The sequence below is a fragment of the Sulfobacillus sp. TH-112 genome (assembly GCF_057473405.1).
Genome location: NZ_JBYCKN010000038.1, coordinates 1 through 6,534 on the forward strand (window position 1 = coordinate 1; position 6,534 = coordinate 6,534).

The 6,534-nt window shown below is 53.0% G+C and carries 7 protein-coding genes, 3 tRNA genes and 2 pseudogenes; 9 read left to right on the forward strand and 3 right to left on the reverse strand.

Annotation, left to right across the window (positions count from 1 at the left end; translation table 11 throughout):
- Positions 1-175: 175 nt before the first annotated feature.
- The 6 genes from ACOJWD_RS02465 to ACOJWD_RS02490 all read left to right on the forward strand — a co-directional run bounded on the left by ACOJWD_RS02465 (position 176) and on the right by ACOJWD_RS02490 (position 3,179).
- Positions 176-262 (forward strand) — tRNA-Ser (locus ACOJWD_RS02465).
- Between the two features lie 50 nt (positions 263-312).
- Complete coding sequence (locus ACOJWD_RS02470; RefSeq protein WP_486991641.1) at positions 313-1,869, forward strand: N-acyl-D-amino-acid deacylase family protein; 1,557 nt, start codon at positions 313-315, stop codon at positions 1,867-1,869.
- A 57-nt stretch (positions 1,870-1,926) separates the two neighbouring features.
- Positions 1,927-2,018, forward strand: a tRNA-Ser gene (locus tag ACOJWD_RS02475).
- Between the two features lie 69 nt (positions 2,019-2,087).
- Positions 2,088-2,163, forward strand: a tRNA-Arg gene (locus ACOJWD_RS02480).
- 193 nt (positions 2,164-2,356) lie between these two features.
- Positions 2,357-2,824: a hypothetical protein gene (locus tag ACOJWD_RS02485; protein ID WP_486991642.1), complete on the forward strand. Its 468-nt coding sequence runs from the start codon at positions 2,357-2,359 to the stop codon at positions 2,822-2,824.
- A 58-nt stretch (positions 2,825-2,882) separates the two neighbouring features.
- Complete coding sequence (locus ACOJWD_RS02490) at positions 2,883-3,179, forward strand: hypothetical protein (RefSeq protein ID WP_486991643.1); 297 nt, start codon at positions 2,883-2,885, stop codon at positions 3,177-3,179.
- Positions 3,180-3,183: 4 nt separating this feature from the next.
- Here ACOJWD_RS02490 and ACOJWD_RS02495 read toward each other — a convergent pair whose 3' ends face one another.
- The gene (locus ACOJWD_RS02495) at positions 3,184-3,333 is read right to left on the reverse strand and encodes a hypothetical protein (protein ID WP_486991644.1); all 150 of its coding nucleotides are present in this window, start codon (positions 3,331-3,333) and stop codon (positions 3,184-3,186) included.
- 248 nt (positions 3,334-3,581) lie between these two features.
- Here ACOJWD_RS02495 and ACOJWD_RS02500 point away from each other — a divergent pair, with 248 nt between their 5' ends.
- The 3 genes and pseudogenes from ACOJWD_RS02500 to ACOJWD_RS02510 all read left to right on the forward strand — a co-directional run bounded on the left by ACOJWD_RS02500 (position 3,582) and on the right by ACOJWD_RS02510 (position 4,822).
- Positions 3,582-3,893: a nucleotidyltransferase family protein gene (locus tag ACOJWD_RS02500; protein ID WP_486991645.1), complete on the forward strand. Its 312-nt coding sequence runs from the start codon at positions 3,582-3,584 to the stop codon at positions 3,891-3,893.
- Positions 3,877-4,241: pseudogene (locus tag ACOJWD_RS02505) on the forward strand (HepT-like ribonuclease domain-containing protein). Before ACOJWD_RS02500 ends, ACOJWD_RS02505 begins: the two are co-directional and overlap by 17 nt.
- Positions 4,238-4,822, forward strand: a complete 585-nt coding sequence (locus ACOJWD_RS02510) for a recombinase family protein (protein ID WP_486991646.1) — start codon at positions 4,238-4,240, stop codon at positions 4,820-4,822. Before ACOJWD_RS02505 ends, ACOJWD_RS02510 begins: the two are co-directional and overlap by 4 nt.
- A gap of 245 nt (positions 4,823-5,067) precedes the next feature.
- On the opposite strand, the gene ACOJWD_RS02515 is transcribed toward ACOJWD_RS02510, so the two are convergent.
- Both ACOJWD_RS02515 and ACOJWD_RS02520 read right to left on the reverse strand, forming a co-directional pair.
- Positions 5,068-5,949 (reverse strand): ATP-binding cassette domain-containing protein, encoded by an 882-nt coding sequence (locus ACOJWD_RS02515; protein ID WP_486991647.1) that lies wholly within the window; start codon positions 5,947-5,949, stop codon positions 5,068-5,070.
- Positions 5,950-6,288: 339 nt separating this feature from the next.
- Positions 6,289-6,534, reverse strand: a pseudogene (locus ACOJWD_RS02520) (IS256 family transposase); the annotation flags it as partial.

The following is a 6,534-nucleotide window of genomic DNA, read 5'->3' on the forward strand; positions in this document are numbered from 1 at the left end:
GCAATACATGGCATTCGATAACTCGGATTATTTTGCGGACGGAACGCCGCCGCTACGCATGGATCCCCGAAAAAGCGGTTATCCACAGCGGGTCGAAAGGCACAACGCAAAAAGCTCGTAGAATCTGTCTCTTGGCTTTCTCTTCTGAACTGGATACAATAGAAGTAATCGTTTTGGAGGGGTAGCGTAACTGGTAACGCAGCGGTCTTGAAAACCGCCGCCCTAAAAAGGCTTGCAGGTTCGAGTCCTGTCCCCTCCGCCATTTTTTGCCGTCGGCCACGATGGCATTTTTTATTGGGGATGAAAATGAACATGCGGTGGACACTAGAAGATGTGACGGTAGTAGACGGAACGGGAGCGCTACCCTTTCACGGACGGATTACGGTTGAAAATGAGCATATTGTCGCGATCGAACGACGACCAGGGCGGGCCCACGGCGATTTAACTGTCGTGCCAGGATTTATTGACATGCATTCACACTCGGATCTTCCGCTATACATCGATGGTCGAGCCGTAAGTAAGGTGTCACAAGGAATTACGACCGAGGTCATCGGCCAGTGTGGACTGTCTGGCTCCCCTCTCTTCGGCCATATGGTCGAGGAGGTGGGTCGATATTTTCATCGGTTTGGACGTGATGTCCCGTTTCGCAGCATGGATGAGTACCTCACGGGCCTTGAAGGACAGATTGCGGTTAATGTTATCGCCCTCATAGGCCATGGCACTCTGCGTCGTGGCATTCGCGGTGAAGATGATCGGCCCTCGACAGAATCTGAGATCATCGAGATGCAGGAAGCCATTAGTGACGCAATGCAACAAGGTGCATGGGGACTTTCCACTGGACTTATTTATGCGCCGGGATGTTTTACATCCACCGAGGAAGTCGCGGCACTGACAACGGCGATAGCGCCTAGGAATGGATTATACTTCACCCACTTACGTAATGAAGGCAATACCTTGGTGGAAGCGGTCGATGAAGCGATAGCTATTTGCCGTCAGGCAGGAGTCGGATTGCAATTATCTCATCATAAGGCCATGGGACCGCATAACTGGGGAAAAACAGCCATGACGCTGGCTCATGTAACCCAGGCTATCGAAGAGGGTATGGACATCTATCTCGACCAATATCCTTATGATGCCAGCGCTACGGAGCTGGCGGCCCTATTGCCGGATTGGGCACTTTCGGGGGGAAAGCTGGCCACGCTAGAGCGGATGAGCGATCCTAGTCTGCGCAGGAAAATGGTTGCGGAAGTGGACCCCAAGGAGTCGCGATTTGGGTGGCAGCGAACCACCATTGGAACGGTGAGTCAAAAGGCGATGCAACATCTTGAAGGAAAAAGCCTTTTAGAGATCGCACAAGAGTGGACGGTACCTCCTGTCGAAGCATTGCTCAAGATATTGGAAGACAATGAGATGCGGGTCAGCATGATCCGTTTCGGCATGGGGCAAGAAGATATAAAGCGGGTGTTTTGTTTTCCGCGGACTCTCATTGGCACCGATGGCGGTGCCGTTGCCCCTGATGGACCACTCGCGGGAGGGCATCCCCATCCTCGAAGCTATGGTACATTTCCGAAGGTGCTTCGGGACTTTGTGTTGGACCGCCAGTGGATATCTCTTGAAGAAGCTATCTATCGGATGACGGGAATGGCGGCGGAACGTCTGCGACTATTGCGCCGTGGAAAGATTATGGAGGGCTATTACGCAGACTTAGCTATCTTGGATCTACATGCCATCCGAGACACCGCAAGCTTCCAAAATCCGCACCAGATTTCCCACGGAATTGAGGCCGTCTATACCAATGGTGTTAAGGTGTGGGATAAGGGTGGAGCGACCGGGGCGTTTCCGGGTCAGGCATTACGTCACGGTCAATAATCCAGCAAACGCCACTTGCAGACCTGAAACAACCTGTGGTACCATGAATTCTGCTGCGGAGGGGTACTCAAGCCGGTCTAAGAGGACGGTTTGCTAAACCGTTAGTAGGTGTAAACCTAGCGTGGGTTCGAATCCCACCCCCTCCGCCATTATCTTGCCTAAGGTTCCATGAATTAGATTTGCTTGACCTGAAGCGAGATGATACAATATCCTTTGTCGCGCCCGTAGCTCAGTGGATAGAGCGCCTGACTACGAATCAGGAGGCCTGAGGTTCAAATCCTCACGGGCGCACCAAGTTTGAAACCCGCATCCTACAAGGAAGTGTGGGTTTTTTATGTTCTGTAAAAAACGCAAAAATGAGATCTGTAGCATCGAAAAGTGACAAATAAGTGACAGAACGACTGATCGGTGACGAAAACGTGACAGAAAAAAGATCACGAGAGGCATTTCCGAGTCGTGTTTTCGTTTGTCGTATAGTAGATCTGAGATGGTACTAAGGTTAGTACCAGCATTTTGTCGGGCCGATGAATGTCCCAGCGGAGTAACGCGCTCTTGCCTGTCGGACCGGCTTCATAGCAAATCAGGAGGGTGGAGGCATCCGGCTGACGGCGCACAACGTCAATGGCCCGTGCCTCCGCAGCTAACCCCTGTTGTAGCTCGTCAAATTATCACGTTGCTGGGGCGTGGAGTACCATTAATGGTTCACCTTCCGGTACCGAATCGGCCTCACGTCCAGCATGTTCCGTACTACGTCATACTATACCTAACCAATGGCCGAACCGTCGCCGTGGTGTCCGCCACGCATGACCCGTGGGAACACCTTAACCTGCCTTTGCAGCAGATACCAGACATCGTGACCTACACGAACCAACGCGGCCAAATGATTTGGGTGAATGATCCGCCCCTCTACCAATGGTTAACTCACAAGTATTGGACCAAATACTTGCGCACGTAGTAGTAACATGTAAGCCGATACCACGCACACGACCACTCGTAGAGGAGAGGCTCTAAGCATGAATCCATTATTTATCGGCCTTCCAACACGTGACGGCCAGATGTTGGTTCATAGTATGTTTGAGCTCTTTTCCCTCGGTAAGATGCTCGGTCGTCCCTTGCGATTTTTAATCGGCGAGGCGGGCAATATTCCGCGAAGTCGCAATATGGTGCTAGAGCAGGCACGATCTGCGGCGGCCCCCCAGTCCTTCGCATGGATCCTATGGTTAGACTCGGACATCGTCATCCCGTCGGGGGCCACCAAGAAATTGCTCAGGCTATCCATTGGGCAGATGAAACGCAAGGAGCATGGATAGCTAACTACCGTGCGGCTGACGGTGTGAACACGCTCATCCACGAACGCCATGTCGTACTTCCGTTCGTCGCAGTGGCACCCGCCGATGATGAGGATAACGCTATAAGCGGTACTATGAGGGTTGACGACAATAAGGCAATCGATCGATTCTTCATATTCATTCTCCTTTCTAAACTATATGGGAAATTTTACATAAAAAGCCATTCTACTTCTTTTGTGCATGGAAATTGTCTTGGACCAACCCGTTCTAGAAATCTCCATATGCCAACTTGGCGCACACCTCAACCACACAACGCGGGACACCGGTAAATCCTGTTCGCTTAGAGTCTCTTTTCGTATTTATGGACAGATGTTCGGCGATGTCTTAATATTATCGTAAACAATGCCGAAGGGGAGAAGGAGCATGACGCACGGGTTACCGATTGAACTGCACGAGGCCGCCTTACAAACGCTGTGTCGCCAGTATGGTGTCGCCCAGCTCGCCTTATTCGGATCGGTGCTGCGCGACGACTTTATGGACCGGAGCGATATCGATGTGCTCTGTACGCTCTTGCCCAACTCCCCGGCCCGCGGCTTCGAGTGGATCCATTTGAAACAAGCGTTGGAGGATCTATGGGGTCGACCGGTGGACCTCATGAAACCTCATTTGCTGGATGCCTTGATTCGGGACGATGTACTGGCGGAAGAGAGGATTATTTATGTCGCGTCACAATGATGCGCTCTATATTCACCATATCCACGTAGCGAGTCAGAAGATCCTGCATCGCCTGCAGCGGGTGACGCGGGCGGCCTTTGATGCCGCTGAGGAAAAGCAGGACGGCATTATTCGGCAGTTGGAGATTATCGGCGAAGCCGCAGGTCAAATCTCTGAGGCCTTTCGCCAGAGCACCCTTTTATCGATTGGCGCGGTATGAAGGATTTGCGCAACGTCTTAATTCATGGCTACGCCCAGGTCGATCTGGACGACGTGTGGCGTATTGCCCAGACACACGTTGCTCAGCTCGATCGCCAATTCGCGGCACTTCTTTCACAGGAAGCAGAAGAGGAAGAGGAACGGGAATGACTGGCCAACGCGTGGGCTATGCGCGTGTCTCGTCTCTCGATCAGAATGCGGACCGCCAGTTGGACGGCGTGGCCGTGGATCGCACGTTTACGGATAAGGCCTCGGGGAAGGATGCCGCGCGGCCGCATCTGGAGCAGCTGCGGGCCTACGTGCGGGAAGGTGATACCGTGGTGGTCCACAGCATGGACCGTTTGGCCCGCAACTTGGATGATCTGCGGCGCTTGGTGCAAGAATTGACGCACAAAGGTGTACGGGTGGAATTCGTGAAGGAGCAGCTGGTCTTTACCGGCGAGGATTCCCCCAGGGCCACGCTGCTCTTCTCGGTCATGGAGGCCTTTGCCGAGTTTGAGCGGGCGCTGATCCGGGAACGTCAACGGGAAGGGATTGCCCTGGCTAAACAACGCGGCGTCTACCGCGGCCGCAAGAAGTCCCTCACATCCGCCGAGGTGCAGGAGCTCCGACAACGCGCTGCGGCGGGGGAAGCCAAGACACAACTCGCCAAAATATTTGGTGTGGGACGCACCACGGTGTATCAATACCTACAAGATGACCCGGCGTCATTGCAATCGCCCGGCCGATAGGGAGGACTCACAGGTCAGACCTAAACCCCACTTGAACGAGTGAACTGGCGGAGGTCAGACTTTCACTAACAAGAACTGCGACCTGCCGGTCGCACAAAAGCCCCCGGCTTCAGCCGTGGGGAGTCGTCACCCAATTGAATGAAATCTTAGAACCAAGACTTTCCTGTACTCTCGGGAGACCGCGGCCAATGCTGTCATTATCGACTTATTCCGACATTTTTGTACAGATTTCATACTGATGGAAATTAGTATTTAAATTCTCGCGCTTTGATGGCCACTCGCTTGTCTGCAACGTACCATGTCACATTTACTCCTAGTTCTTCTAGAAAGTGGGGGCAGTGAGAAATGACCAGCAGGGTTCCCGGAAACTGTTTTAACCCGTGTGAAATCGTTTCGAGGCTAAACATGTTGAGATGATGCTCCAATTCATCTAAAGCTAAAACCCCGACCCCTGCCGCACTCCATGCAGCAATCTGAAGCTTGACTAATTCCCCATCGCTGAGGTTGTCTGCGGAAGAAAAGATTTGACGTTCCCTGAATCCGTATGACAGGAGCCATGCCCGACCGAGCCCCGGAGCCAGTGTGGAAAACTCTTCAAAGAACTGCCAACATGTTTTATTTTTAGGAGGGTGAAAAACCTGGGCAATGTATCCGTACCCTTCCGCGACTGGTCTCACATAGCCCGATGTGAATCCTTGAAACCGACCTAGGATCGTGTTTAACAGCGTCGACTTACCCGAGCCGTTGTCCCCAGTTATGCCAATGCGGTCGCCGGAACGGACTTCGAGCGACACCTCCTGTAGACACGGCGGACCCCAACCCAAGGAAACCCGTTCCAACCTTGCGATGACGCCCGATGACTTTGCAACGTGGTCCCATGTGTACCGTAGCAAATGAGGTTCCTTGGGGGCTGCAAGTTGTTCACCGGATTCAAGATAATGTTCAAGTCGTGACTCCCGCGCCCGAGCTTTTCGAGCAACCTTTTTCGCCTTTTTTCTTGCGCCGGCATTGTGTGATTCGTGTTCCGTGCGCACTGCCTGCTTCCTTGTCTCAGCGACGTCCTCTCTTAACGTTTGTAGCCGCTTTTGTTGTTGACCATATCGACGTTCGTAAGCAGTTGTCTCCAACCGCAGGGCCTCTAGGTGCCGGGAAGGTGGACCGTCACTGGTCCTAAGCTTCCCCCCGTTTAGGTGCCATGTCCGATTGGCCACCGAATCTAAGAAATCAATGTCATGACTAGCCAATACCATCGTGCACCTAATTTGAGTAAGCCACCCAGACAATTGACGGCGTCGAGAAAGGTCCAGATGCCGTGTTGGTTCCTCCAACACAAGAAACGACGGGTTTTTCAACCATGAGATCCGAGAGTTGCGCCCATGTGGCTTGCCCCCATGATGCGTCAGCATCATGGGGGCTGAAAAATGCCGCTAGGGGAACCAATTGATTCGTAATGTGACCGGCACGCCTTCGGTCCCGTGCCGAACGGCTTGACGCTGGGGATCATGCCGTCCTTTGGGACCGGCCCACTCTTCCACCTCGGCCGCCATCATCTGTTGCAACACCTGCAATCCGACCCGGATGGACAGGGCCAGTAAGCCGTCTTCGGCATCCTGTCACATGTCAACCCACGGCAAGGTACGAGACTGTTCGGCCGTCGCGTTTTTCTTTATACTGGTAGTCACTAGCGATTCCTCCTTAAGATGGGGTAGCAC